This is a genomic window from Sandarakinorhabdus sp. (genome assembly GCF_987265915.1).
This window is the reverse complement of sequence record NZ_OZ503948.1, coordinates 3,031,881-3,053,734: the sequence shown is the minus strand read 5'-3', so window position 1 is coordinate 3,053,734 and position 21,854 is coordinate 3,031,881. Positions and strand designations below refer to the sequence as shown.

Sequence of the window (21,854 nt, the reverse complement as noted above, 5' to 3'; positions counted from 1 at the left end):
GTGCCGTCCTTTGCTATGTTTCCGATAGCGGCAATACGCTATGAAAAACATAGCGTCAACAGGAGCGGTAACATATGGCGGCAGTGCGGGGTTCCACCAGCGGCCGGCCGATCATGCGGCTGCTCGATCTGCTGGGGCAGCGCTGGGTGCTGCGCATCCTGTGGGAACTGGATGGCGGGCCCCGGACGTTCCGGGCCCTGCAATCCGCCTGCGAAACCATTTCACCGGCGGTGCTGAACACCCGCCTGAAACTGTTGCGTGCCCATGATCTGGTGGCGTTGCAGCCGGACGGCTATGCGCTGACGGCCCGCGCCCGGACGCTGAATCCGATGCTGATGCAATTGCACAATCTGGCCGAGCTATGGTCGGCCGATGGCGACTGGCCTATGCGTTGAGCGCCGCCGCAATCGCCGCGGCCAGCGTCGCATCACCAGCCGCGATTACCCGGCCGCCGTCGTCCTCACCCTGGCGCAGCGGTGCCCCACGCCAATCGGTCATCACGCCGCCCGCGCCGTGGACGATCGGCACCAGTGCCGCCCAATCGTGCAGTTTCAGCCCGGCCTCGATCACCGCATCCAGATGCCCTGCGGCGACCAGGCCATAGTTATGACAATCGCCGCCATAGAGCGTATCGGCCGCCTGGGTGCGCACAGCCTCGAACCGCGCGAAATTCTCGGCGTCAAACGCCTGCGGGCTGGTGGTGCCCAGCCGGGCGCTGGCCAGATCGGCACAGCGGCGCACGTGTACGCGCTGGCCATTCAGCGTGGTCGGATGATCCGGCCCGGCCAGCCAGCGATCACCGATGATGCATTGATCAATAACGCCCAGCACGGGTTCGCCGCCGTGCATCAGGCCGATCAGCGTGCCGAACAGCGGCCGGCCGGCCACGAAGGCGCGGGTGCCGTCGATGGGATCCAGCACCCAGACACGCTCAGCATCGGGGCGGTCGTCGCCATATTCTTCGCCAATCACACCATCATCGGGGCGATATTCGGCGAGCAAGCGGCGTATGGCGGCTTCGGCCTCACGGTCGGCGGCGGTGACCGGCGAGAAATCCGCCTTGGTCTCCACCAGAAACGGCCGGCGGAACCACGGCCTGATGGCGGCGCCGGCAGCATCGGCCAGGCGCTGGGCGAGGGTGAGATCGTCCATTGTCACAGGCCGAGCTCCTTCAGGATGGCGGCGCGATCCGCATCCAGCGCCGGTGCCGGGGTGCGGGTGGCGGGATCGGCGTGGGCGGAAAGTTTCACCGGATTGCCCGCCGCAATCAACGGCGTGCCATCGGGCAGGGCGGTCTGCACCACCATGTTGCGCGCCTGCACCTGCCGGTTGGCCAGCGCCTGGCCGATGTTGTTGATCGGTCCGCAGGGCACACCGGCTGCTTCCAGCACCGGCAGCCAATGCGCGACGGGCTGGGTTTGCAGCACGGATTCGAGCACATCGGCCAGGGCATCGGCATTGCGGCTGCGCGCCTCATTGCCGGCAAAGCGCGGATCATCGCCAGGCAGCGCCAGCGCCCGACACAGGGCGGCAAACAACTGATCATTGCCCGCCGCAATCACGATCGGCGCGTCGGCGCATTGATAGGCGGCAAACGGCGTGATGCTGGGGTGGCGGGCGCCCAGCGGCCCCGGCGATTCGCCGGTGGCGGCATAGCGCGCGATGGCATTTTCGAGGATGGCGATCTGGCCATCGAGCATCGCCACATCGACGAACTGGCCAACACCGGTTGCGGTGCGATCATGCACGGCAGACAAGATGCCGATCACGGTAAACAAGCCGGCGGTGATGTCGCCGATGCTGGTGCCCACCCGCACCGGCGGCCCGCCCGGCCAGCCGGTGACGCTCATGATGCCGCCCATCGCCTGCACCACCATATCATAGGCCGCCTTTTGCGCATCCGGCCCGGTGTGGCCAAAGCCGCTGGTTGCGGCATGGATCAGCTGCGGGAAGCGTGCGTGCAGCACATCCCAACCATAGCCCAGTCGCGCCATCACGCCGGGACGGTAATTGTCCACCAGCACATCCGCGCGTTCCAGCAGCGCGTCGAACACGGTGCGATCGGCCGGCGCCTTCAGATCGAGCGCGAGCGATTGCTTGCCGCGGTTGATGCTGGCGAAATAGGCGCTGTGGCCATTGATGAAGGGGCCATAGGCGCGGGCATCATCGCCGCCATCGGGCCGCTCCACCTTGATGACGCGCGCGCCGAGATCGGAAAGCAGCATGGTGGCATAGGGACCGGCCAGCACCCGCGACAGATCGATGATGAGGAGATCGGAAAGCGGGCCAGGCATGCCCCATTGCTAAGCCGCAGCGCACGCGGGCACAAGTCGCCAATCGGATGCGGATGGCGCTGCGCCCGCCCGCGGCGGCTTCTGCGAGGCGGGCCGGAGCGGCCAAATGCCGCAAACTGTCGGCTGGCTTTACACTTGGCTCAACCGTGGTTCTTCAAATGGATGGAATCGTTGATTTGGGTCAGTTGGCACGAAATATGCATAACAAGCGGTGTTAGGCAGGTGCGTTCTGGCCTGCTCAAACGCCTTCATGTAATACGCCGGGCCTCCCGGTCGGAAAAGGGGATTGTCATGTCCATCAAGTTGCTCTCCGTTGCAGTGGCTGCGGCCACTTTGGTTGCGGCGCCTGCCGCTGCTGTCACCATGAACGGTACGGCCGCTGTCTCGTTCGTCGGTCTTGCCTCCAACACGCCGTCGATCGATGTCGGTACGGTGATCACCCCCACCTTTTTGACGATTGTCGGCAGCGGGACAGGTGACCTGTCCACCTCCACCGGCTCCCTCCTGACGCCGTCGGCGTTCTCGGCCACCAACGGCAGCGCCTTCAGCTTCACCAGCGCCATCGGCAACTACACCGGCACGGTGAGCAATGTTCTTTCGGTCGGTGCGGTGGCTAACCGCACGCTGACGGCCTTTGCGCTCGGCACCTTCACCCCGGCCGGCCCTTATGCCAGCTTTGGTGCTGGCCCGGCGTCGCTGACCTTCGCCTTCGCCCAGAATGGTTCGGGCGGCGCAGTCAGCGGCAGCTTCGTCCTGTCCACGCCGCCGGTTCCGGTTCCGGGCGTGCCTGAGCCGGCCGCTTGGGCGATGCTGATCTCTGGTTTCGGCCTGACCGGTGCTGCCATGCGTCGTCGCCGCGCCGCGGTCGCTGCCTGATCAAGCGGTCCGCGCGGTCGCTCCGCGCGGACCTTGATTGGAAATGCAAACGGAAAATGGCACCGGAAACGGTGCCATTTTTTGTGTCTCGGCCGCATGCTGCGGCTGCTTGCGGCGCATGGTTGCTGGTGTCAGGATAGGCCTTTGCCACTGAGGACCTGCTGATGCGCCGTATCGTTGCCCTTCTGCTTGTTGCCGCCGCGCTGCCGGCGCTGGCGGCGCCCCCTGCCGACCGTGAAGCCGCGTTGGATGCGCAGATCAGCAGCACCGACCAGATGGCGTGGCTGAAAACGCTGTCTGCCGGCCCCAACCATCTCGGCAGCCCGCACAACCAGGCCAATGCCGCGACCATCGAGAAGATGTTCCGCGATTGGGGCTGGCAGGTGAAGCGCGCCGAGTATCAGGTGCTCTATCCCACGCCGATTTCCACCGCGCTGGAACTGGTTGGCCCTGTGGCGAAGAAGCTCGGCGGGCAGGAGCCGGGCATCCCGGAAGATGCCACCTCCAACGCGCTGGCCGGCGCGCTGCCGCCCTATGTCGCCTATCAGGGCGACGGCGATGTGACAGCACCGGTGGTCTATGTGAATTATGGCCTGCCGGCGGATTATGAAGCGCTGGCGCGGCGGGGCATTTCGGTAAAGGGCAAGATCGTCATCGCGCGGTACGGCGGCGGTTGGCGGGGGCTGAAGCCGAAGCTGGCGCAGGAAGCCGGCGCCATTGGCTGCCTGATCTATTCCGATCCGCAGCAGGATGGTTATGGCAGCGCCGACACTTACCCGAACGGCGGCGGCCGCCCGCCGGCCGGCGTGCAGCGCGGCAGCGTGGTGGACATGACCACCTACCCGGGCGATCCGCTGACGCCCGGCGTTGGCGCCACCAAGGACGCCAAGCGCCTGACGCGCGAAACATCGCCGACCGTGCTGAAGATCCCGACGTTGCCGATCTCCTATGCCGATGCCACCGAGATCCTGACCCGGCTGAAGGGCGCGCCGGTGCCGAACGACTGGCGCGGCGGCCTGCCGTTCCATTACCGTTTTGGCGGCGGCGATGATGTGAAAGTGCATCTGAAGGTCGAATCCGAATGGTCGCTGAAGACCATTTCCAACGTCATCGCCACGCTGCCCGGTTCGTCCAAGAAGGACGAGTGGGTGGTGCGCGGCAACCATTATGACGGCTGGGTGTTCGGCGCCTCCGATCCATTGTCCGGCGAAGTGGCGATGATGAGCGAAGCCAAGGCGCTGGGCGCACTGTGGAAATCCGGCTGGCGGCCCAAGCGCAGCATCGTCTATGCCAGCTGGGACGGCGAGGAGCCGGGCCTGCTCGGCTCGACCGAATGGGTGGAGCAGAATATCGCCGATCTGCGCAGCAAGGCCGTCGTCTACATCAACAGCGACAGCAATGGCCGCGGCACACTGGGCGCCGATGGCAGCGCGCAGTTCACGTCGCTGATCGGCAAGATCGCCGCCGACGTGAAGGACCCCGCCACCGGCGCCAGCGTGGCGGAGCGCTGGCGGGCCGGGGCGCGGGCCCGGGCCTTCGAGGGTGCGCGCGGCAATGCGGCGGCGCTGGCCGCGGCCGAAGCTGGCGCCGATCAGCCAATGGACGCGCTCGGTTCGGGCAGCGACTATACCGCCTTCATCCACCATGCCGGCGTGTCGTCGATCAACATCGGTTTCGGCGGCGAAGGCGAAAGTGCTGGCTCCTACCACTCGATCTACGACAGCTATGATCATTTCGTGCGCTGGGATGATCCCGGCCTCGCTTATGGCGCGGCGCTGTCCAAGGTGGCGAGCCGGCTGGTCCTGCGGCTGGCCGATGCCGAGGCGCTGCCGGTGCGCTTTGCACCCGTCGCGGCGGCGGCGCGCGCCTATCTGGGCGAGATCAAGACGCTGATCGACACCCGCCGCAAGGAAGACGACAAGCGCGCGGGCTTGAGCGCCGATGTGTACCGGCTGGGCAGCGATCCGCGCGATCCAATCGGCCCGCCGCTGGCCAAGGCCGCGACGCCGGCGCTCGATCTCGCCGTGCTCGATGCGGCGATCACCAAGCTGGATGGGGCCGCCAAGGCGTATGATGCCGCCATCGCCGCCAGGGGCGACAGCCTGAGCGTGGCCCAGACCACGGCGCTCAATGCACGGCTGCGCGATATCGAACAGACCTTGCTCAGCCCGTCGGGCCTGCCGTTCCGGCCGTGGTTCCGCAACATCCTCTATGCACCGGGCCGCTTCACCGGCTATGGTTCCAAGACGCTGCCGGGGGTGCGCGAGGCGGTGGAAGAGCGGCGCTTTGACGATGCCACCCGCGAAGCCAGCATCGCTGCCAAGGCGCTGAGCGATTATGCGGATCGGCTGAATGCCGCGACGGCGGTGCTGAAATGAGGCTGCTGCTCGCCCTGTTGTTGGTGGCAACGCCGGTTGCGGCGCAACGCATGCGACCGGATGATGTGGACAAATTGCCGTCATCGCCGGCCACCGCCACGCTGGCCTATGGCAGCGCGCCGATGCAGGTCGGCGATCTGCGGCTGCCCGATGCCAAGGCCTTTGGCCCTGGGCCATACCCGGTGGTGATCGTCATCCACGGCGGCTGCTGGTGGAAGGGCTTTGCCACCAAGCAGGGCACCGCGGCCCTGGCCAGCCGGTTGACGGAGCGCGGTTTTGCCACCTGGAATATCGAATATCGTCAGGTTGGCGAAACCGGCCCGGATGGCAAATACAGCGGTGATCCCGGCGCCGGTTGGCCCGGCACGTTCCAGGATTGGGCGGCGGCGACCGACCATCTGCGTGATCTTGCCAAGCGCTACCCGATCGATCTGAAGCGCGTTGCCGTCACCGGCCACAGCGCCGGCGCGCATGCCGCGCTGTGGGTGGCCGGCCGCCACAAATTGCCCAAGGACAGTGAAATCGCCAGCCCCGATCCCCAGAATCTTGGCCCGCTGAAGATCGGGGCCGTGGTCGCCATCGACGGGCCGGGCGATCCAGCCAGCGAACTGACCTTGTTCGAAGAGGCATGCGGCGTGCCGGCCGGCACCGCCCTGTTCGGCGGCCCGCCCGCGGCGCAGCCGAAGCGCTGGGCTGAAGGCACGCCGCAGCTGCGGCTGCCGCTTGGCATGCCATCGGGGCTGATTTCGGCCACCCTGTTCCTGTCGCCCACGGCCGCCACCAAATGGATCACCCAGGCGCGCGCCGGAAAGGACAAATCCAGCGCACTGATCCTGGGCGGCACCGGCCATTTCGAGGTGATCGCGCCGGGCAGCCCGGTGTGGCCGCAGGTCGAGGCGTTTCTGGTTGAACAGCTGAAAGTCTCCCCATGAAACTTCTCGCTTCGCCCACCTCGCCCTATGCCCGCAAATTGCGGATTTTGGCGCGTGAACTCGGCATCGCGCTGGCGCTGGAAGAAACCATGCCGATGAGCGATCCGGCAACGCTGCTGGCCGCCAATCCGCTCGGCAAGGTGCCGGCGCTGGTGCTGGATGATGGCAGCGCCCTCATCGATTCGCCGGTGATTGCGGCTTGGTTGCTGGCCTGCGTGCCCGGCCAGACGCTGCAACCCACGCAAGGTGTCGATCACTGGCAGGCACGCACCACCGAAGCGCTGGCCGATGGCGTATTGGACGCCGCGATCATCCTGCGCTTCAACATGGCCCAGGGCATCACGTCGGGGCCATGGGTGGACCGGCAATATCGCGCCATCGAACGGGCGCTCAGCGTGATGAATGGACGGGTGGGCGGCAGCGCGTTTGGTGACATCTGCTGTGCTGTCGCCTGCGATTATCTGACCTTCCGCTACCCTGATCTCGATTGGCGCACCCACAATCCAGCGCTGGTGGCATTGACCGATCGGCTGCTGGCCACGCCGGCGTTTGTGGCGACGGTGCCGGTCTAACCATCCCGACCGCGCGGCAGGCGCACGGCGCCTTCGGGCACCGCCACCCAGGGGTGACGGCGTTCCTCGAACACGCTGCGCAGCGGCGGCGGGGTGGCGGGATCGGCGAACAGGCCGGCGGGGATGGCGATCAGGCCGGGGTTGAGCGCGGCCTTGTAGCTGATGGTGCTGCCGCATTTGGGACAGAAGCGGTTGGTGAGTTCGCGGCCCTTGTCGCTCAGATGCACATATTCGCGCGTTTCGCCGCTGATCGTCACGTCGGCCTCGGCCAGCCACACCGCCATGCCGAACGGCGATCCACTGCGGCGCTGGCAGCTGGCGCAATGGCACATGTTCACGGCCGCCGGCTGTCTGGCGAGCGCGACCCGCACGGCGCCGCACAGGCAGTGGCCAACCAGCTTCATCAGGCCAATTGCGTGGCGGCCGCAATCATCGCTTCGCTCATCGCCCACAGCCGCGCGGCACCGGCTGGATCAACGGCCCAGGGCCGAACATGTGCCCAGCGCGGGCTGGCCTCGGTGGCCAATTCGGCAATGTCGCAATCCTCGCAGTACACGCCGCCAAGCCCGTCCAGTTGCGGACTGGTTGCGCACCACAGGCTGGTGGCGGCCCCGCCCGCGGGAGATTTGAACAACTGGGCCACCGCGGGCGGAATGCTGCCGTCCGGGTTCTTCCAGCCCAGCGCCACCTGTTCTTCATCCGGCAGATGGCGCTGCAACGGGGTGAAAATGCCGCCAGGGTGGACGGCAAAGGCCCGGATGCCGTCACCCTGCCACTGCGCGTCGGCGCCCAGCGCAAACAGGGAATCGGCGGTCTTGGCCTGACCATAGGCCACCCATTTGTCATAGGGCTGCTGATGGAAATGCACATCATCCCACAGGATCCCGGAGCGGGCATGGGCGATCGACGACAGCGCCACCACCCGCGCTCCGCCCGCCTGTCGCAGGGCGGGCAGCAGATTGCGTGACAGTTCAAAATGGCCCAGATGGCAGACCGCAAACTGATATTCCCATTCGTCGCCAATGCGTTGCAGCGGGCAGGCCATCACCCCGGCATTGTTGATCAGGCCATGCAGCGGCGTACCGCTGGCCACGAAATCGGCCGCGAACCGGCGCACACTGGCCAGATCGGCAAGGTCCATTGCGGCCAGCGTAACCCGACCGGCGGCATCGGCGATGATGCCGGACAGTTCGGCCTGTGCGCGCTGCTGGTCCCGCACCGGGACTGTCACGCGGGCGCCGGCATTGGCCAGCGCCCGTACGGTTTCCAACCCGATGCCGGAACCGCCGCCGGTCACCACAAATTGCCGGCCGGAAAGATCGATGCCGGCCATGACGTCAACGGCCGTCGAACGTCCATCAAAGCCTGAGCCCAAAGGGCGTTGTCGCAGTGTCATGGCTGTCGTCCCCCGCGTGCTATGTCCAGATTGCCAGGCCTTACCGCTTCAATTCCCGCGCCAGGGCCTTGGTCGTCTTCGCGCCATAGGGCGGCTTGAACCCGGCCAGCCCGGCAAGGTCGAGCTTGGGCTGGCTGTAGATCGCCTTGGGGTGGCTGAACTGCTTGAAGCCATCTGCTCCGTGATAATTGCCCATGCCGGCCGGGCCGATGCCGCCGAACGGCAGGTCTTCGGCGGAAATGTGGAAGATCACGTCGTTCACGGTTACACCGCCCGAAATCGTGCGGTCGAGCACGCGGCGCTGTTCGCCTTCGTCCTCGCCGAACCAATAAAGGCCCAGCGGCCGGTCGCGGCGGTTGACTTCGTCGATGGCGCCATCGGTGGTCTTGTAGGTGCGCACCGGCAGCAGCGGGCCGAAGATTTCCTCCTGCATCACTGTCATTTCGTCGGTGGCGCCGCGGATGATGTGCAGCGGCATCTTGTTGGTGTTCTGCTTGGTGAAATCCTCATTGCCGGGGTTCACCACCACGACATCGGCGCCCTTGGCGCGGGCGTCGGCAACATGCGCCTCCAGCCGCTCGCGGTGGCGGGCGCCCAGCACGCTGGTATAATCGGGATTGGCCAGCATGGTCGGGTAAAGCCGCGCGGTGGCGGCCTTCAGGCCTTCGACGATCTCGCCTTCCTTTTCCTCCGGCACCATCAGATAATCCGGCGCCAGGCAGATCTGCCCGGCGTTCATCAACTTGCCCATTGCCACCCGCTCCGTGGCGCGGGCCACGTCGGCGCTGCGGCTGATGATGGTCGGCGATTTGCCGCCAAGTTCCAGCGTGAGCGGCACCAGATTCTTGGCGGCCGCCGCCATCACGTGGCGGGCGACGCTGGTTGCGCCGGTGAACACCAGGTGATCGAACGGCAGATCGGAAAAGGCGCGGCCCACTTCCGGCCCGCCGGTGATCACCGCGATCTCGGTCTGGTCGAACGCGGCCTCAAGAATCTCCTTCATCAGGGCCGAGGTCACCGGCGTATATTCCGAAGGCTTGATCATCGCGCGGTTGCCGGCGGCCAACACGCCGGCCAGCGGCGCGAAGGTCAGGTTCACCGGGAAATTCCACGGCGAAATGATGCCGATCACGCCCTTGGGCTGCCACTCCACGCGCGCTTTCGCACCGAGCAGCGCCAGCGGGAAATCCAGTTTGCGCTTCTCCGGCTTCATCCAGGCATCAAGATGCTTCAGCGCATGCTTGATCGGCTTCACGCTGGCCATGATGTCGGTGACCAGGCTGAGTTCGGTGGAGCGGTGGCCGAAATCCTCGCTCATCGCCGCCGCCAGCCGATCCTTGTGGGTCAACACCACATCCAGCGCGCGGTTCAGCCGATCCTTGCGGGCCGCGGCCGTGACGGGCAGTTCGGCGGTGAAACTGGCGCGCTGGGCATCGAGAATGTCGCGCATCTGCGCTGCATCGCGGGCATCCCATATTGCGGTCTTGGCAATGGTGGCCATCGTCGAACTCCTGATGAAATCTGAGGTGAAACAGCCTAGGCCGGAAGCGATCGATGGGGAAGTGGCCTGAGAATGTCATTTACAAGGTTACAAAGGTTCCGCTTTTTGCGTTTTCCTGGCATGTGAAGCGCCAATTGTTTGGCGAAATGATGGTCGCCCGGCGATGCCAAGCATGACACGGGCTGCCCATGTAGGACAGGCGTGCCTGCGCCCTTTCGTCAGGCTGGCGCGCTGCCCGGCTTTGCGGCATCGTGCCGCAAAACAACAAACATCTTTGGGGAAGAAGCGATGACCAACTGGCCAGCCATGTCGATTGCCGAAGCGCACGCGCAACTGACCGCGCCGGGTGCGCCGTTCGAGATGGACACGGTTTCGATCGGCGGCCGGCCAACGCGGGTGTGGAAAAACGCGCCGCCATCGCTGGCCCATTGTTTTGCCGCCGGGCGTGCGCATGGCGACAAGATCTTCGTCGTGCTGGATGAAGAACGCGTGACCTATGAAGCCTTCGCCCGCGCCACGCTGGCGCTGGCCGAACGCTTGCGCGCCGATGGCCTGACCAAGGGCGACCGGGTCGCGGTGGTGATGCGCAACCTGCCGGAATGGCCGGTGGCCTTCTATGCCGCCAGCCTGTGCGGGGCCATCGTCACGCCGCTCAATGCCTGGTGGACGGGGCCGGAACTGGAATATGGCCTGACCGACAGCGGCACCAAGATCCTGCTGATCGATGCCGAACGCTACAACCGGATTTCCGAACATCTGCCGGCCTGCACTGATCTTGAACGCATCTATGTGACGCGCGCCAGCGAACAGGAACTGGGCGATCCGCGCACGGTGCGGCTGGAAACCGTGGTCGGCCGGCCGATGACCTGGGCGGCCTTGCCCGACCGCGCCATCCCGGCCGAAGCGCTGGCGTTGCAACCCGAAGATGATGCGACGATCTTCTACACCAGCGGCACCACCGGCAAGCCCAAGGGCGCCTTGGGCACGCACCGCAACATCTGCTGCAACATCATGGCATCGGGATGTTCCCAGGCGCGCAGCATCCTGCGCCGTGGCGAGGCGCTGCCAGCGCCGGACCCGGCCGCGCCCCAAAAGGCGACGCTGCTGAGCGTGCCGTTCTTTCACGCCACCGGCTGCCATGCCGTGCTCAATCCGGCCTTGGTCGGCGGGGTGAAGCTGGTGCTGATGCGCAAATGGGATGTGGTCGAAGCCATGACGCTGATCGAGCGCGAACGGATCAGCTCGGCCGGCGGCGTGCCGACCATCGCCTGGCAGATCCTCGAGCACCCGGATCGCCACAAATATGACCTGTCCAGCCTCGAAAGCGTCTCTTATGGCGGCGCGCCATCGGCGCCGGAGTTGGTCCGGCAGATCGCCGGCCAGTTCAAGGCCAAGCCCGGCAATGGCTGGGGCATGACCGAAACCAGCGCCACCTTCACTCACCACATGGCCGAGGATTATGAACATCGCCCCGACAGTTGCGGCCCGGCCGTGCCGGTGTGCGATCTGGAAGTGCGCGATGCCGATGGCAAGCTGCTGCCGCCGGGATCGGTGGGCGAGCTTTATGGCTATGGCCCCAATGTCGTGAAGCTTTATTGGAACAAGCCCGAAGCCACGGCCGCGACCTTCATCGACGGCTGGGTGCGCACCGGCGATCTGGCGCGCATCGATGACGAAGGCTTCTGCTTCATCATCGACCGCGCCAAGGACATGCTGATCCGCGGCGGCGAGAATATCTATTGCGTGGAGGTGGAGAACGCCCTGTACGAACACCCGGCCGTGATGGACGCCGCGCTGGTCGGCCGCCCGCACAAATCGCTGGGCGAGGAACCAGTGGCGTTCGTGACGCTGGCAGCCGGCGCGAGCGCCACTGAAGATGAACTGCGCGCCTTCGTGGCGGCGCGGCAGGCGGCGTTCAAGGTGCCGGTGGCCGTGCATTTTTCTGACGAGCCACTGCCACGCAATGCCAACGGCAAGATCCTCAAAACGGAGCTGAAAAAGCTGGTGGCGGGCTGACAGCGGCTTCATCCACCCGAAACGAAAAGCCCCGCCGGCGCATTGCCGGCGGGGCTTTTCTTTCCTGCGTCGCAGGCGTGGATTGGGTCAGGCGGCGATGATGCGCTTTTGGCGGCCGGCAAGGCCGACCATGCCCAAACCGGCCAGCAGCATCGCCCAGGTCGCCGGATCGGGCATGGCACCGCTGATCAGGCCGTCGGAGACAGCCGCGCTGGCCGGGGTGATCGCGAGGAGGGCGAGCGCGAGGGCCGTGGCCAGCTTGGCGAGCATATTTGCATTCCTTAATAAATTAGTTAATAAAATCTTTGCAAATCCCGTGCCAGTAACGTTAACAGAAAAAATATCCTTATCGACCATATGGTTACTGATTCGTTGCGTTTGGCGGCTCTCGGTATGTGTAAAGCCAGCCGACACTTTTGCCCCCTTTTGCCGCTGCATCTCCAAAAACGGCGGCGCGCCAGCCGGCCGCCATGCCGTCCTGTGGGCAGTAGGCGAGCAGCCATGGCTGGGCTATGCGAAGCGGTGAGTCGAACGCTTGTTGAAAAGGCCATGCCGCGATGAAATTCTTTGCCGATACCGCCGATGTTGCCGAAATCGCCGATCTGGCCGCCACCGGCCTGATGGACGGTGTCACCACCAATCCCAGCCTGATCGCCAAATCCGGGCGCAATTTCCTGGAAGTGGTGCGGGAAATCTGTGGGCTGGTCGATGGCCCGGTGTCGGCCGAAGTCGTCGCCCCCGATCATGCCACGATGATGCGCGAGGCCGCCGTGCTGCGCGCGCTGGCGCCCAATATCTGCATCAAGCTGCCGCTCACACTGGATGGTCTGAAAACCTGCAAGGCGCTGACCGCCGAAGGCGTGCAGACCAATGTCACCCTGTGCTTTTCGGCCAACCAGGCGTTGCTGGCGGCCAAGGCTGGCGCGACCTATGTGTCGCCGTTCGTCGGCCGGCTCGATGATATCGGCCATGATGGCATGGATCTGATCCAGGATATCCGCACCATCTATGACAATTATGATTTTGCGACCCAGATCCTCGTCGCCAGCGTGCGCTCACCCGTGCACGTGCTGGCCGCCGCGCGCATCGGCGCCGATGTTGCCACCATGCCGCCGGCGGTGATCAAGCAATTGGCGGCGCACGCGCTGACCGACAAGGGCCTGGCGGCGTTCGAAGCGGATTGGGCCAAGACCGGGCAATCCATCTTGTGAGCTTTGGTCAGTGACGGGGGGCGGCGAGCCCGTCGCCAGCCTGATCGCCCGCTATCTGGCGGTGTGCGGGGATCAGCGCCGATTGTCGCCGCACACGCTGCGCGCCTATGGCCTCACCCTCGACCGCTTTGCGGAGTTCCTGACAGGGCATCTTGGCGGGGCTGTGGTTGGCGGGCAATTGGCGGGGCTGGAGGCGGCGGACTTGCGCGGCTTTCTGGCGCGGCGGCGCGGGGAGGGCCTGGCCGCCGCCTCGCTGGCCCGCGATGTGTCGGCGTTGCGCGGCTTTCTGGGCTGGCTGCGGCGCAGCGAGGGCCTGGCCTGCGATGCCATTGCCGGGCTGAAATCGCCCAAGCAGCCGCACCGGCTGCCGCGCGCTGTCGCGGTGGGGGATGTCCGCGATCTGGTGGCGGTGGTGGGCGATGCCGCGGCCGTGCCGTGGGTGGCGGCGCGCGATACGGCGGTGCTGCTGCTGCTCTATGGCGCCGGCCTGCGCATCGGGGAGGCGATGGCGCTCACCGGCGCAGCGCTGCCGCTGGGCGACCGGCTGATGGTGACCGGCAAGCGCAACAAGACGCGCGTGGTGCCGCTGTTGCCGCAAGTGCGCGCGGCGATCATGGCCTATGTTGCCGCCTGCCCGTTTGCGCCGGCGCCGGCGCAACCGCTGTTTCGCGGGCTTCGCGGCGGCGGGCTCGATGCCGGCACGGTGCGCCGCGCGGTGCAGGGCGCGCGCGGGGTGCTCGGGCTGCCGGCCAGCGCCTCACCGCATGCCTTGCGCCACAGTTTCGCGACGCATCTGCTGGCGCGCGGGGCCGATCTTCGCCAGTTGCAGGAGCTGCTCGGCCACGCCAGCCTGTCGTCCACGCAGATTTACACGGCTGTAGATGCCGCGCAGTTGCTCGATGCATGGTCGGCGGCGCACCCACGCGCGGGCTGACGCGAAGGCCCAGCGCACCAACGGGGCAAGCAAAACACTTGGCGAACCACTTGACGGCATCGCGGCGCTGCCCGAACCATGGCACCCATGAACCCGCCCAACAAGCTGACCCGCTATATCCTCATTGGCCTGTTCGCCGGGCTGGCGACGGGCTGGGTGATCAACGCCAATTTCACCGCGGATGAAGCCAAACGCGCGGCTTATTATCTGTCGGGCATCACGGTGGTGTTCCTGCAACTGATCAAGATGATCATCGCGCCGCTGGTGCTGGCCACGCTCACGGTGGGCATCGCGCACATGGGTTCGGGCGGCGCGGTCGGCCGCACCTTCGTGCGCACCCTGGCCTGGTTCATCGCCGCCAGCGTGTTCAGCCTCAGCCTGGGCATATTGATGGTCAATCTGCTGGCGCCCGGTGTGGGCGTGGGCCTGGCGCTGCCGCCGGCCAATGCCGATACCGGCGTGGCGGCCAAGGCCTTCGATTTCATCGAATTTCTCAAGCATATCTTCCCCAAGTCCATCATCGAGGCGATGGCCACCAACGAAGTGCTGCAAATCGTGGTGTTCAGCCTGTTTGCCGGCGTCGCGCTGATTCAATTGGGGCCGGAACGCGCCGGGCCGATCAACCGCGGCCTTGATGCGCTGATGCACATGATGCTGGTGGTGACCGGCTATGTGATGAAGATGGCGCCGTTCGCGGTGTTCGCCGCCATCGCCGGCTCCATCGCGGTCGAGGGCCTGGGCATATTGATCACCTTCGGTAAGTTTGTCGGCGGTTTCTATCTCGGCCTCGCGGTGTTGTGGGCCTTCCTGCTCGGTGCCGGTGCGCTGGTGCTGGGCACCGGGGAGGTCAAGCGGCTGATCCCGGCGATCCGTGAACCCTTTCTGATCACCTTCGCCACGGCGTCGTCGGAGGCCGCCTACCCGAAATTGCTCGACGCGCTGGAACGCTTCGGCGTGCCCACCCGCATTGCCAGCTTCGTGCTGCCGCTGGGCTACAGCTTCAATCTTGATGGCTCGATGATGTATTGCGCCTTTGCCAGCATCTTCATCGCGCAGGCTTATGGCATTGATCTGACCATCTGGCAGGAACTGGCGATGCTCGGCCTGTTGATGATCACCAGCAAGGGCATCGCCGGCGTGCCCCGCGCGTCGCTGGTGGTGATCGCCGCCACCTTGCCCTATTTCAACATCCCCGAAGCCGGGCTGCTGCTGATCCTGGCCGTGGACCATTTCCTCGACATGGGCCGTAGCGCCACCAACGTGATCGGCAATGCCGTGGCAACAGCGGTGATCGCGAAGTGGGACGCGGGGGAAACGTCGCCGGCAGGCGCGCCAGCGGCGGGCAGCCCATCCATCCACTGAACGCTCAATTGACGGTTACAGCCGTTGCAACCTATGTTTTGACCGAAAAGTCCCGTTAACGGGATTGTGGGGGGCCTATGGCGCAGCGTGGTCGGTATGAACATGGGTTCAGCGATGGCCGTGCCATCCTCGACCTCGATGAAATCTGGAAGGCCATTTATGACCAGCAGCGCACCGCGCTGTATGTGTCGGGCGCCCGGCTGGAGCCGATGGACACCGGCATCACGGGTCCATCATTGGAGACTCTGGAGATCGATTTTGCCGCTGCGGCCGCCGCGGCGGCAAAGGCGGCCGATACGATCTTTGCCGATCTGTTGAGGAAGATCGACACGGGCGGCTTCACCATCGACAGCCTGCGGGCCCAGTTCAAGGCCTGGCTGGGCAATGCCGAAAGCGCGCGCATCAAGTTGCAGCAGATGATGGCCATCAATGCCAGCAAGAATGCCAAGGCGATCGAGGTCAATCAGGGGCGATTGGCCAATGTGATCAGCTTCCTCGAATTTGCCCGGGATGCCAGCGTGTTCACCCTGGCCGTTGGCGGCACGATGTTGACAGGCGGCACCGCCGTTGCCTTCATTGCCGCCGGTTCGGGGATCAGTGCCGCCGGCAAGATCCAGGACAGCAAGACCAAAATGACCACGGAAGAAGCCTTTGGCCGAGGCGTGGGGGTGGCCGCCGTCGATTTCACCTTCGGCTTGGTGACCTTTGGCCTGGGGGGTGCGTTGAAGGCGGCGGGCAAGGTGGGCAAGGCCGCGGTGACCATCGCCATCGACACCACCAGCAGTGCGATGACCGGGCTGTTCATTTCGGAACCGGATGCGGACGGCAAGACGCCGAAACCGGGCGATATTGCCGGCGATGCCTATATGAACGCCGTGGGCAATACGGTGGTGGATACCGGCCTGTCCTATGTGCTCAAGAAACGGGCCGGATCGGCCTTCAACCAGAAACTGCGCCGCTATCTGTTGCCGGCAACCGTCGCGATTACCAAGGCGCATGATGGGAAGGTGGCCGGCCTGCTGGTGAAGGGCACCGAGAAACTGGTCAAGAAGGGGCTCAAGACCGCGGGCAAGAAGGGATTGCGCGAGGTTCTGGCCAAGGGCGGCGACAAGACCGAGGTGACCGGGCAGATGTGCACCGCGCCGTTTTTTGGCGGTGCTGACGTTCTGGAACGGCGAATCGGCCTGATGATCATCAAACTGCCGTAATCGGCGTGGGTTCGTTCACCGCCTCGCGCCGTTCGGCCCGGCGGGCGGCGCGCGGCGGCGTGGCATCGCAGCCAAGCCGCTTCAGATCGGCGAACAGCTTTTCGACCCGCTGGACGTTCAGCACATTGTTGCGCGCCAGCGCTTCATTGGTCAGCACCCGCACCGGAATGATCACGCCGCCGGTAACTTCCTCCGCCACGCCGCGCGCGATCAGCGCGGCGACGCGCCGCCGGATGGTGGCGTAGGGCTGTTGTTCGCTGCGCGCCAGCGCGCGCAGGCTGGCCGGCTGGCGGTCGCGATCGGCGGGAATGGTGTTCAGCGCGGCATAGCGGCGGGTGAGCACCGGATCGGCGGTGACATGTTCGATATTCAGGCGGATGATGGCGATGAACAGCCCGAAATCGAGCACCGATCCGCAGACATCACCGGCAACCTCCGCTGCCCGCACGGTGAAGTCGTTCCACAGCCTGGCGACCAGATCGGGCGGCAGCGCCCGCAGCGCCGCCAGATCGATCGCTTGCGCCGATGCCGATCCCAGCCGGGCGAGATCGCCGATCAGCACGGCCAATGCCGCCGCATCCGCCTCCATAAGGGCTTGGCCTTGTGCCTCCGTCATCACCGCCGCCGGCACGATCCAGCCGGTGCCGATCTTCTCCATCATGCCGCGGCGTTGCAGTTCGAGCGCCCGGCGCCGGATCGTTTCGTTCGGAACGCCCATCGAATACGCAATGCTGGACAGGCTGACCGGCCGGCGCCGGCTGTCGGCCACGGCAAGGCCGGCGCCGGCCGGATCGTCGGGGGCGATATGGGCAAGATTGGCGGTCAACGCGACCTGAACGATCAGCAGCACGGTGGCGTTGTTCAGATCCAGCATGGTCCGCCAGCGCACCGTGCGCACGCTGCCGGCGTCACCGAAGTGCCGCCCCAGCAGCCGCGCCATCTCCAACCCCGCCTGTGAAGCGCCCATCGCCGCCCCCTGATCAATCGATACGCCCACCATAGCCGCTGGCGACGACGTGCCTATTCCGGATCGCTTGGCCTGGTTCAAAATGGGGAATCAAGTCGGCCGTGTTGGCCGGGGTGGTTCATTCTGGGGAGCAAAGTCCTACAGAAGTATTATTTTTGTGGTTATAACTGACCTCGGTGCAGCGGTCGTATGCCGTTGTCCGCCTTGCCTTGTGGAGCCGGTATTGGCCGGCGCAATGTTCTGATGGGGACTATCATGCGCAAACTGCTTCTGGCGGCCACGGCTGCCCTGTCCTTTGCCGTGCCTGCGGCTGCCTCCGTGCTCACCTACAATTTCAGTCTGACCGGTGGCAGCGTCACCGGAAGCTGGTCGATGCCGGCGTCACCCACGCCGGATTTTACCTACGGCATCCAGTCCATTTTCGCTGGTGTGAACTTCACGGCGCCCGGCAACCTGGCCGGGCAATATGATTTCCTGATCTGGGACGCTGCCGCCTACGGCGGGATCGCGATCACCGACACCAACGGGATCGTGTACCGCGGCCTTGGGAACCAGGTCTATTCTGGCCCCATTGCCGCGCCGACGTTCATTCCCGGCACCTATAATCTTCTGGATTATGATGGCGTCACCTTCACGCCGAACGGCACGCTGACGATCTCCGATCCATCGGTTGCCGCCGTGCCGGAACCGGCGAGCTGGGCAATGCTGATCGCCGGTTTCGGCCTCACCGGCGCCGCGATGCGCCGCCGCCGCAGCAGCGTGGTTGCTGCCTGAGACCGGCCTAGTTGCATGATCGGGGGCCGCTCCCGTGGGGGTGTCCCCCTTTCGTTGCAGGCAGATGGATCAGGTGCGCCCCGCCTGGTTCAAAATGGGGAATCAACTTCCCGCTTTGGGCCGCAGGTGGCTCATTTTGGGGAGCAAGTTGCGCCCCTATGGATTTTCGCTCTGTTAAGCATGTTGCGGGTGCAGCGGCCTGCCGCTGCGGTCCGCTTCGCCTTGAGGAGCCGGTCTGGCCGGCGCAATATTCTGATGGGGGTTACCATGCGCAATCTTCTTCTGGCGGCCACGGCCGCCCTGGCCTTCGCCGCGCCCGCGGCGGCGACCACAACCTATAATTTCAGCCTGACCGGCGGCAGCTTTACGGCAACTTGGTCGATGCCGGCATCGCCCACGCCGGATACTGTCGGCTTCTTTGATGCAAATTTCGATAACGTTACGTTCACGCTGCCCGGCAATTCGACGGCGACCTATACATTCATCATTCGCCAATTTGTGTTCGGTGGCGGCATGAAGATTGTAGATCCCAACATGCCGTTCCCCGCGTTGTACGACGGCTACGGCCCGGCAAGCTTCTTTGGCGGCGAGGAAATCTTCACGGGCACCCTGTCCGCGCCGACCTTCAAGACCGGCTCGTTCAACCTTACCCGCTTCAACGGCTTCAGCTTTGACCCGGACGGCACGCTGACCATCTCCGATCCATCGGTTGCCGCCGTGCCCGAACCGGCCAGCTGGGCGATGCTGATTGCCGGCTTCGGCCTCACCGGCGCCGCGCTGCGCCGCCGCCGCACCGGCGTGGTTGCCGCCTGAGGCTGGGTTGGGCAAGTGATCGGGGGGCCGTTCCGGTGGGGCGGCCCCCTTTTTTTGTTGGCGGAAGGGGTAAGCGGCGTTGCCGGCCCGTCGTCTCAAGACTATCGCTTCGGATTCTCCGGTTCCGGCCGTGGATCGGGGCCGAAGCGGTTGCTGCCCACTGTGCCGCGCCGGCAGAATGCCACCAGCAGAAACGCCATGGCCAGCCATCCGATCAGCACGAACAACATGGCCTCGGCCTGCATCGGCCGCATCGCGCCGCGGGCAGGCTGTGCGGTTGCAGCGCCGGCCAGAACGCCGAACGTCAGCGCCAGTGTCATGGCCACGGCCGGCACCAGCAGCCACCAGCCCCGGTGATCGAGATCATGGAGACGGCGCACGGCCACGGCCACGCTGGGCAGCAGCAGCCCAAGGCCGACCAGCAGCTGAACAACGGGCATGCCGAACAAGCGACCAATCAGGCTGGCGGGGATGTTGGCCAGACCGGTCAGCAGCCAGAACCACCAATATTCCGACCGCGAGGCGCGGCCGTTGAAATCGGCATATTTCTTCAGCGGCAATAATGCCCAATCGACGGGTGAGCGGTCTGACATGGAACAGCCTCAATTCACCGGCGGGCGACGGCGGTAGCTCAGCGCTTCGGCGATGTGCGCGCGGGTGACGTTTTCGGCACCGGCCAGATCGGCGATGGTGCGCGCGACGCGCAGCACGCGGGCATAGCCGCGCGCCGACAGGCGCAATGTGTCCGCAGCCTGGGTGAGCAGGCGGGCGCCGTCGGCATCGGGGGCGGCGTGTTTGCTCAGCAATTCGCCATCGACTTCGGCATTGGTGCGGGTGCTTGTGCCGGCGTAGCGCGCCGTTTGGCGCGCCCTCGCTGCGGCGACGCGGGCCGCGACGGTGGCGCTGTTTTCGGCGGACGGCGGCAGCGAGAGATCGGCGGCGGAGAGCGCCGGCACATCGACATGCAGGTCGATACGATCAAGCAAGGGCCCTGACAGCTTGCTCTGGTAATCGGCGGCGCAGCGCGGCGCGCGGGCGCAGGCCTGGGCGGGATCAGACAGGTAGCCGCAGCGGCAGGGGTTCATGGCAGCGATCAACTGCACACGGGCAGGGTAGGTGACATGGGCGGCGGCGCGCGCCACCTGCACCTGGCCGGTTTCCAGCGGCTGGCGCAAACTGTCCAGCACGCCGCGCTGATATTCGGGCAGTTCATCGAGGAACAGCACGCCCAGATGCGCCAGCGATACTTCGCCCGGCTTTGCCTTGGTGCCGCCGCCGACCAATGCGGCCATCGATGCGCTGTGGTGGGGGCTGCGGAACGGCCGGCTGCGTTTCAATTTGCCGCCTTCCAGCTCGCCGGCGATGGAGGCGACCATGGAGACTTCCAGCGCTTCGGCCGGGGTGAGATCGGGCAGGATGCCGGCCAGCGCGGCGGCGAGCAGCGACTTGCCGGAGCCGGGCGGGCCGGACATCAGCAGATTGTGGCCGCCGGCCGCAGCGATCTCCACCGCGCGCTTCGGCGTTTCCTGGCCCTTGATGCCCGCCATGTCGGGGCCTTTGCGCGAAATTTCTGCTTCGGCACGCAACGGCGCGGGCAGGATGATCGTTCCTTTCAGATGATTGATCAGCGACAGCAGATCGGGGGCGGCGATCACCGCAACTTCGCCGGCCCAGGCGGCTTCGGGGCCTTGGCTCACCGGGCAAATCAGCCCTTGTTCCTGCGCGCCGGCATGCAGCGCGGCGAGCAGCACACCCGGCACGGGGAGGATCGCGCCATCCAGCCCGAGTTCACCCACCGCGACAAATTCATCGAGCGCGTCCTGCGGCACCACGCCCAAGGCCGCCAGCAGGCCGAGCGCGATCGGCAGATCATAATGCGATCCTTCCTTGGGCAGATCGGCCGGCGACAGATTGACGATGATGCGGCGCGGCGGCAGCGACAGGCCGATGGCGTGCAGGGCGGCGGCGACGCGTTCACGGCTTTCCTTAACCGCCTTGTCGGGCAGGCCGACGGTGACAAAAGCGACCTGGCCGGACGAGATCTGCACCTGCACATCGACACTGCGGGCTTCCAGCCCGAGAAACGCCACCGTGCCGACATGGGCCACCATCATCTGCCTCCGGTGCAAATGGGAAAAATCCGTGACCCTGATGCAACGCTTAGGAAAGTTCGCGCAGGCGCGCAATTGTCGCCTTATCATTGCCACAGCGCGGCCGTAGCGCGGGGGTGTAATGAGTCGTCGTGATTTCTTCGATAATATGGTGCGCTCCGAACCGGTTCGGGTGTTCCAGATCCTGCTCGGGCTGCTGCTGCTGCCGGTGGCGGGGCTGGTTGGCGTGGTGTCGCCGGCGCCGATCGGGGTGTTCGTGCTGGGGGCCGGGGTTGCGCTGGTGCTGCGCAATTCGCGTTGGGCGCGGCGGCGCTATCTGTTCCACACGCGCCGCCACCCGCGGGTGCGCAAGGCCGTCGATCTGGGCCTGATGCGCGGGCGCGCGCGCAAGCGGCGCCAGAGCGCCGCTGCTGCGGCCGCCGCGACCGCGGCAGCAGCCGGTTCATTGACGAAGCGGGGCAGTGACCCTACATCGCCTGCAATTCATCAGGCGTGACAGGGCACCCCCC

General features: G+C 65.7%; 22 protein-coding genes. 13 read left to right on the top strand and 9 right to left on the bottom strand.

Annotated elements, in window-relative coordinates; all coding sequences use genetic code 11:
• Positions 1–74 precede the first annotated feature (74 nt).
• A complete protein-coding gene (locus AC6UUM_RS14655; RefSeq protein WP_500802985.1) occupies positions 75–395 on the top strand; it encodes a winged helix-turn-helix transcriptional regulator in 321 nt (106 codons plus the stop codon).
• Here AC6UUM_RS14655 and hisN read toward each other — a convergent pair.
• Together hisN and AC6UUM_RS14645 are read right to left on the bottom strand one after the other, a co-directional pair.
• Positions 385–1,152, bottom strand: coding sequence for a histidinol-phosphatase (gene hisN, locus AC6UUM_RS14650; RefSeq protein ID WP_500802984.1), 768 nt, complete (start codon positions 1,150–1,152; stop codon positions 385–387). The two genes, AC6UUM_RS14655 and hisN, sit on opposite strands and share 11 nt — an antisense overlap.
• Before the next feature lie 2 nt (positions 1,153–1,154).
• A complete protein-coding gene (locus tag AC6UUM_RS14645) occupies positions 1,155–2,294 on the bottom strand; it encodes a CaiB/BaiF CoA transferase family protein (protein ID WP_500802983.1) in 1,140 nt (379 codons plus the stop codon).
• Between the two features lie 291 nt (positions 2,295–2,585).
• Between AC6UUM_RS14645 and AC6UUM_RS14640 the strand changes: the two genes are divergently transcribed.
• The 4 genes from AC6UUM_RS14640 (at position 2,586) to AC6UUM_RS14625 (ending at position 7,052) form a co-directional block, all read left to right on the top strand.
• On the top strand, positions 2,586–3,170 hold the full coding sequence (locus AC6UUM_RS14640) for a PEPxxWA-CTERM sorting domain-containing protein (RefSeq protein WP_500802982.1): 585 nt from the start codon (positions 2,586–2,588) through the stop codon (positions 3,168–3,170).
• A 164-nt stretch (positions 3,171–3,334) separates the two neighbouring features.
• The gene (locus AC6UUM_RS14635; protein ID WP_500802981.1) at positions 3,335–5,548 is read left to right on the top strand and encodes a transferrin receptor-like dimerization domain-containing protein; all 2,214 of its coding nucleotides are present in this window, start codon (positions 3,335–3,337) and stop codon (positions 5,546–5,548) included.
• The gene (locus AC6UUM_RS14630) at positions 5,545–6,480 is read left to right on the top strand and encodes an alpha/beta fold hydrolase (protein WP_500802980.1); all 936 of its coding nucleotides are present in this window, start codon (positions 5,545–5,547) and stop codon (positions 6,478–6,480) included. Before AC6UUM_RS14635 ends, AC6UUM_RS14630 begins: the two co-directional genes overlap by 4 nt.
• A complete protein-coding gene (locus AC6UUM_RS14625) occupies positions 6,477–7,052 on the top strand; it encodes a glutathione S-transferase family protein (protein ID WP_500802979.1) in 576 nt (191 codons plus the stop codon). Before AC6UUM_RS14630 ends, AC6UUM_RS14625 begins: the two co-directional genes overlap by 4 nt.
• Here AC6UUM_RS14625 and AC6UUM_RS14620 read toward each other — a convergent pair.
• From AC6UUM_RS14620 to AC6UUM_RS14610, 3 genes are read right to left on the bottom strand one after another with little or no spacing between them, the layout of a single operon-like run.
• Complete coding sequence (locus tag AC6UUM_RS14620) at positions 7,049–7,456, bottom strand: GFA family protein (RefSeq protein ID WP_500802978.1); 408 nt, start codon at positions 7,454–7,456, stop codon at positions 7,049–7,051. The two genes, AC6UUM_RS14625 and AC6UUM_RS14620, sit on opposite strands and share 4 nt — an antisense overlap.
• Complete coding sequence (locus AC6UUM_RS14615; protein WP_500802977.1) at positions 7,456–8,448, bottom strand: oxidoreductase; 993 nt, start codon at positions 8,446–8,448, stop codon at positions 7,456–7,458. Before AC6UUM_RS14615 ends, AC6UUM_RS14620 begins: the two co-directional genes overlap by 1 nt.
• A 40-nt stretch (positions 8,449–8,488) precedes the next feature.
• Positions 8,489–9,949: a coniferyl aldehyde dehydrogenase gene (locus tag AC6UUM_RS14610; protein WP_500802976.1), complete on the bottom strand. Its 1,461-nt coding sequence runs from the start codon at positions 9,947–9,949 to the stop codon at positions 8,489–8,491.
• 288 nt (positions 9,950–10,237) lie between these two features.
• Here AC6UUM_RS14610 and AC6UUM_RS14605 point away from each other — a divergent pair, with 288 nt between their 5' ends.
• Positions 10,238–11,965, top strand: a complete 1,728-nt coding sequence (locus AC6UUM_RS14605; protein ID WP_500802975.1) for a class I adenylate-forming enzyme family protein — start codon at positions 10,238–10,240, stop codon at positions 11,963–11,965.
• Positions 11,966–12,052: 87 nt separating this feature from the next.
• On the opposite strand, the gene AC6UUM_RS14600 is transcribed toward AC6UUM_RS14605, so the two are convergent.
• Positions 12,053–12,322, bottom strand: coding sequence for a PEPxxWA-CTERM sorting domain-containing protein (locus tag AC6UUM_RS14600; protein WP_500802974.1), 270 nt, complete (start codon positions 12,320–12,322; stop codon positions 12,053–12,055).
• A gap of 200 nt (positions 12,323–12,522) precedes the next feature.
• On the opposite strand from AC6UUM_RS14600, the gene fsa reads away from it, so the two are divergent.
• The 4 genes from fsa to AC6UUM_RS14580 all read left to right on the top strand — a co-directional run bounded on the left by fsa (position 12,523) and on the right by AC6UUM_RS14580 (position 16,680).
• On the top strand, positions 12,523–13,176 hold the full coding sequence (gene fsa, locus AC6UUM_RS14595) for a fructose-6-phosphate aldolase (RefSeq protein ID WP_500802973.1): 654 nt from the start codon (positions 12,523–12,525) through the stop codon (positions 13,174–13,176).
• A 40-nt stretch (positions 13,177–13,216) separates the two neighbouring features.
• A complete protein-coding gene (locus AC6UUM_RS14590; RefSeq protein WP_500804984.1) occupies positions 13,217–14,110 on the top strand; it encodes a tyrosine recombinase XerC in 894 nt (297 codons plus the stop codon).
• Positions 14,111–14,197: 87 nt separating this feature from the next.
• A complete protein-coding gene (locus tag AC6UUM_RS14585; protein WP_500802972.1) occupies positions 14,198–15,472 on the top strand; it encodes a dicarboxylate/amino acid:cation symporter in 1,275 nt (424 codons plus the stop codon).
• Positions 15,473–15,549: 77 nt separating this feature from the next.
• Positions 15,550–16,680, top strand: coding sequence for a hypothetical protein (locus AC6UUM_RS14580; protein ID WP_500802971.1), 1,131 nt, complete (start codon positions 15,550–15,552; stop codon positions 16,678–16,680).
• Here AC6UUM_RS14580 and AC6UUM_RS14575 read toward each other — a convergent pair.
• Positions 16,667–17,620 (bottom strand): hypothetical protein, encoded by a 954-nt coding sequence (locus AC6UUM_RS14575; protein WP_500802970.1) that lies wholly within the window; start codon positions 17,618–17,620, stop codon positions 16,667–16,669. The genes AC6UUM_RS14580 and AC6UUM_RS14575 overlap by 14 nt on opposite strands.
• A gap of 282 nt (positions 17,621–17,902) precedes the next feature.
• On the opposite strand from AC6UUM_RS14575, the gene AC6UUM_RS14570 reads away from it, so the two are divergent.
• Together AC6UUM_RS14570 and AC6UUM_RS14565 are read left to right on the top strand one after the other, a co-directional pair.
• Positions 17,903–18,421, top strand: a complete 519-nt coding sequence (locus tag AC6UUM_RS14570; RefSeq protein WP_500802969.1) for a PEPxxWA-CTERM sorting domain-containing protein — start codon at positions 17,903–17,905, stop codon at positions 18,419–18,421.
• A gap of 126 nt (positions 18,422–18,547) precedes the next feature.
• On the top strand, positions 18,548–19,234 hold the full coding sequence (locus tag AC6UUM_RS14565) for a PEPxxWA-CTERM sorting domain-containing protein (RefSeq protein WP_500802968.1): 687 nt from the start codon (positions 18,548–18,550) through the stop codon (positions 19,232–19,234).
• A gap of 101 nt (positions 19,235–19,335) precedes the next feature.
• Here AC6UUM_RS14565 and AC6UUM_RS14560 read toward each other — a convergent pair whose 3' ends face one another.
• Positions 19,336–19,827 carry a DUF805 domain-containing protein gene (locus tag AC6UUM_RS14560; RefSeq protein ID WP_500802967.1) on the bottom strand — a complete coding sequence of 164 codons (492 nt, stop codon included), beginning with the start codon at positions 19,825–19,827 and terminating at the stop codon, positions 19,336–19,338.
• Positions 19,828–19,836: 9 nt separating this feature from the next.
• Positions 19,837–21,345 (bottom strand): YifB family Mg chelatase-like AAA ATPase, encoded by a 1,509-nt coding sequence (locus AC6UUM_RS14555; RefSeq protein WP_500804983.1) that lies wholly within the window; start codon positions 21,343–21,345, stop codon positions 19,837–19,839.
• 121 nt (positions 21,346–21,466) lie between these two features.
• Between AC6UUM_RS14555 and AC6UUM_RS14550 the strand changes: the two genes are divergently transcribed.
• Complete coding sequence (locus AC6UUM_RS14550) at positions 21,467–21,841, top strand: hypothetical protein (protein ID WP_500802966.1); 375 nt, start codon at positions 21,467–21,469, stop codon at positions 21,839–21,841.
• The last annotated feature ends 13 nt before the right edge of the window (positions 21,842–21,854 follow it).

What these genes read in the sequence shown, in the direction of transcription:
- AC6UUM_RS14605 (WP_500802975.1), top strand. Translation starts at nt 10,238, where the DNA reads ATGACCAACTGGCCAGCCATGTCGATTGCCGAAGCGCACGCGCAACTG.
- AC6UUM_RS14550 (WP_500802966.1), top strand. Translation starts at nt 21,467, where the DNA reads ATGAGTCGTCGTGATTTCTTCGATAATATGGTGCGCTCCGAACCGGTT.
- AC6UUM_RS14635 (WP_500802981.1), top strand. Translation starts at nt 3,335, where the DNA reads ATGCGCCGTATCGTTGCCCTTCTGCTTGTTGCCGCCGCGCTGCCGGCG.
- AC6UUM_RS14560 (WP_500802967.1), bottom strand. Translation starts at nt 19,827, where the DNA reads ATGTCAGACCGCTCACCCGTCGATTGGGCATTATTGCCGCTGAAGAAA.
- AC6UUM_RS14615 (WP_500802977.1), bottom strand. Translation starts at nt 8,448, where the DNA reads ATGACACTGCGACAACGCCCTTTGGGCTCAGGCTTTGATGGACGTTCG.
- AC6UUM_RS14640 (WP_500802982.1), top strand. Translation starts at nt 2,586, where the DNA reads ATGTCCATCAAGTTGCTCTCCGTTGCAGTGGCTGCGGCCACTTTGGTT.
- AC6UUM_RS14570 (WP_500802969.1), top strand. Translation starts at nt 17,903, where the DNA reads ATGCGCAAACTGCTTCTGGCGGCCACGGCTGCCCTGTCCTTTGCCGTG.
- AC6UUM_RS14580 (WP_500802971.1), top strand. Translation starts at nt 15,550, where the DNA reads ATGGCGCAGCGTGGTCGGTATGAACATGGGTTCAGCGATGGCCGTGCC.
- AC6UUM_RS14655 (WP_500802985.1), top strand. Translation starts at nt 75, where the DNA reads ATGGCGGCAGTGCGGGGTTCCACCAGCGGCCGGCCGATCATGCGGCTG.
- AC6UUM_RS14555 (WP_500804983.1), bottom strand. Translation starts at nt 21,345, where the DNA reads ATGGTGGCCCATGTCGGCACGGTGGCGTTTCTCGGGCTGGAAGCCCGC.
- AC6UUM_RS14625 (WP_500802979.1), top strand. Translation starts at nt 6,477, where the DNA reads ATGAAACTTCTCGCTTCGCCCACCTCGCCCTATGCCCGCAAATTGCGG.
- AC6UUM_RS14630 (WP_500802980.1), top strand. Translation starts at nt 5,545, where the DNA reads ATGAGGCTGCTGCTCGCCCTGTTGTTGGTGGCAACGCCGGTTGCGGCG.
- AC6UUM_RS14575 (WP_500802970.1), bottom strand. Translation starts at nt 17,620, where the DNA reads ATGGCGCGGCTGCTGGGGCGGCACTTCGGTGACGCCGGCAGCGTGCGC.
- AC6UUM_RS14645 (WP_500802983.1), bottom strand. Translation starts at nt 2,294, where the DNA reads ATGCCTGGCCCGCTTTCCGATCTCCTCATCATCGATCTGTCGCGGGTG.
- AC6UUM_RS14600 (WP_500802974.1), bottom strand. Translation starts at nt 12,322, where the DNA reads ATGGTCGATAAGGATATTTTTTCTGTTAACGTTACTGGCACGGGATTT.
- AC6UUM_RS14585 (WP_500802972.1), top strand. Translation starts at nt 14,198, where the DNA reads ATGAACCCGCCCAACAAGCTGACCCGCTATATCCTCATTGGCCTGTTC.
- hisN (WP_500802984.1), bottom strand. Translation starts at nt 1,152, where the DNA reads ATGGACGATCTCACCCTCGCCCAGCGCCTGGCCGATGCTGCCGGCGCC.
- fsa (WP_500802973.1), top strand. Translation starts at nt 12,523, where the DNA reads ATGAAATTCTTTGCCGATACCGCCGATGTTGCCGAAATCGCCGATCTG.
- AC6UUM_RS14610 (WP_500802976.1), bottom strand. Translation starts at nt 9,949, where the DNA reads ATGGCCACCATTGCCAAGACCGCAATATGGGATGCCCGCGATGCAGCG.
- AC6UUM_RS14620 (WP_500802978.1), bottom strand. Translation starts at nt 7,456, where the DNA reads ATGAAGCTGGTTGGCCACTGCCTGTGCGGCGCCGTGCGGGTCGCGCTC.